Here is a 2,362-nt window from a genome sequence, read left to right on the forward strand (position 1 = left end):
AGCCGAGGGCAACATCGGCTCCTGGCGGGTGGTCGACCACGACACCGGCGCCGTCCTGGCCACCGGCAGCGGCGCGGGCGTCATCGGCTTCGACTCGACCTCACTGAGCAAGATCAACTTCGAGATCGTCAGCGCGAACGGCACACCGAAGATCGCCGAATTCGAGACCTACGCGAGTTAGGCCGCATCGGCGAAGCAGCCTCCTGCCGGACCCCGTCGCGAATCGACGGACGCCCGGCAGGAGGCTTCCGTTTCTCTCGGGTGCGGTATATGCCCTCGTAGTGCCTTGCGCGGGCCGCGTCCGAAACCCGCGCCGCCCGGGCCCCGCCTCGCCCTCGCGGGGTGTTTACCGGGTGGAGTCGCGGGCATTCGCCGACGAGATCCCGACGAGGACGAGGAGGCGAACGCGATGAAGGCCGTGGTGTGGCACGGGACCGGGGACATCCGCTTGGACGACGTTCCCGAACCGAAGATCCAGGAACCGAACGACGCGATCGTGCGGATCACGCGCAGCGCGATCTGCGGCACCGACCTGCACATGGTGCGCGGCACCCTGCCGGGCATGGTCGAGGGCACCGTCCTCGGCCACGAAGCCGTCGGCGTGGTCGAGGAGACCGGGCCCGAAGTGCGGGGCTTCAGCCCGGGCGACCGGGTCGTGGTGCCCTCCACGATCGGGTGCGGCACGTGCTCGTACTGCCGGGCCGGCTACTACGCGCAGTGCGACACCGCGAATCCGAACGGATCGGACGCGGGCACCTGCTTCTTCGGCGGGCCGAAGTCCACGGGCCCCGTCGACGGCCTGCAGGCCGAATACGCGCGGGTGCCGTACGCGATGACCAGCATGGTCCGCATCCCGGACGCGGTGAGCGACGACCAGGCGATCCTGCTCTCGGACATCTTCCCCACCGCGTGGTTCGGCGCGAAGCTCGCCGAGGTCGGCCCCGGGGACAGCGTGCTGGTGCTGGGCGCGGGCGTCGTCGGCCAGTTCGCCATCGCCTCCGCGAAGCGGCAGGGCGCGGGACGGGTGATCGTGGTGGACGGCATCGCGTCCCGACTCGACAAGGCGCGGGAGCAGAACGCCGAGACGGTCGACTTCAACCAGGAGGACCCGGTCGCGGTGGTCAAGGAGCTCACCGGCGGCATCGGCGTCGACCGCGTCATCGAGGCCGTGGGCGTCGACGCCGAACGCCCGAAGAGCGGTCCGGCGGCCGAGCAGACCAAGGAGATGGTCGAACGATTCGAGCAGGAGCGGCAGCAGGCCGCCCCGGACGCGAACCCGAACGGCGAACAGTGGGTGCCCGGTGACGCGCCGAGCCTGACCGCCGAGTGGGCGGTGCAGGCCGTCGCCAAGGCCGGCAGCATCGGCGTGATCGGCGTCTACCCGCCCGGTTTCAACAGCTTCCCGATCGGGGCGGCGATGAACAAGAACCTCACGGTGAAGATGGGCAACTGCAACCACCGCCGATACATCCCCGACCTGCTGGATCTGGTGGTGAGCGGAACGGTCGACCCGACCGCGTTCATCACCCGGCACGAGCGGCCGGTCGACGCGATCGAGGCGTACCAGACGTTCGACCGCCGCGAGGACGGCTGGTTGAAGACGGTCCTGGACGTCGCCTGAGCCGAGACCCGGTGCTTCCGCTGTGAATGCCGACGTTCGACGGCCGGACGGATGCCGCCGCTGGGAGATCGAGCGCTCAGAGGCGGCCGGGGCCTGGCCCGACGTTGGGCGGGCTTCAACCCGGCAGCGACGGTGAACGGCTGTATGACCTGGGGGTTCCGGGCCGGGGCCAGGTCGGTGTCAGTCAGGGTCCACAGCTGGGCCGCGGTGGCGAGGCGGCTGCTCGATTCGGGTCCGGCGGCCGGAGTGCCTCTCGATGGCGGGTGCGCTGCAGTCCGTGGGCGGCGGTAGGGCCGGGCTCTTGCCGGGAAGGCTCGGCCGTTGCCGTTGCGAATGTCGGTTGCGGCGCTCGTCGCGTCCGCCACTCCCCCGGCTTCACGGGCTCGTCCCTGAAAGCGGGCGGGGCGCATGGTCGTGTCCGTCTTGACCGTCATCGCTATGCCCCTCCCTTTCCGTGCTCGTCTGCCGCTTCGGGCGAGTGTCACCGGCCCGGTGCGGTCGGCCCTCGATGCGGGCCCGTGGCTCGTCTTCGTCTTTCGTGTGGTGGCGGGTGGGCGTCGTGTCCGATGCCCTCGGGTGTTCGGGTGTGGCACCGCCCGGTCGGTCACCGCCGGTCGCCTACGCCCTCTATAGGGAACCGTTCGACCGCTGCGATGGCACAAGGACAAGAAACGAGGCGAGTGGGGCCACCGCCTGGAGGCGTGGTCATCTCGGCATCGGCGCTGCGAAGGAGTATCCGGC

The 2,362-nt window shown here is 70.2% G+C and carries 1 protein-coding gene and 1 pseudogene; both read left to right on the forward strand.

Going from position 1 to position 2,362, the window contains the following annotated elements; all coding sequences use genetic code 11:
* A pseudogene (locus tag K3N28_RS23140) lies at nt 1-181 on the forward strand (pectate lyase); the annotation flags it as partial.
* 228 nt (nt 182-409) lie between these two features.
* Complete coding sequence (locus K3N28_RS23145) at nt 410-1,621, forward strand: zinc-dependent alcohol dehydrogenase (protein ID WP_228095266.1); 1,212 nt, start codon at nt 410-412, stop codon at nt 1,619-1,621.
* The last annotated feature ends 741 nt before the right edge of the window (nt 1,622-2,362 follow it).

The organism is Glycomyces sp. TRM65418, assembly GCF_019710475.1.
Lineage (GTDB): Bacteria > Actinomycetota > Actinomycetes > Mycobacteriales > Micromonosporaceae > Glycomyces.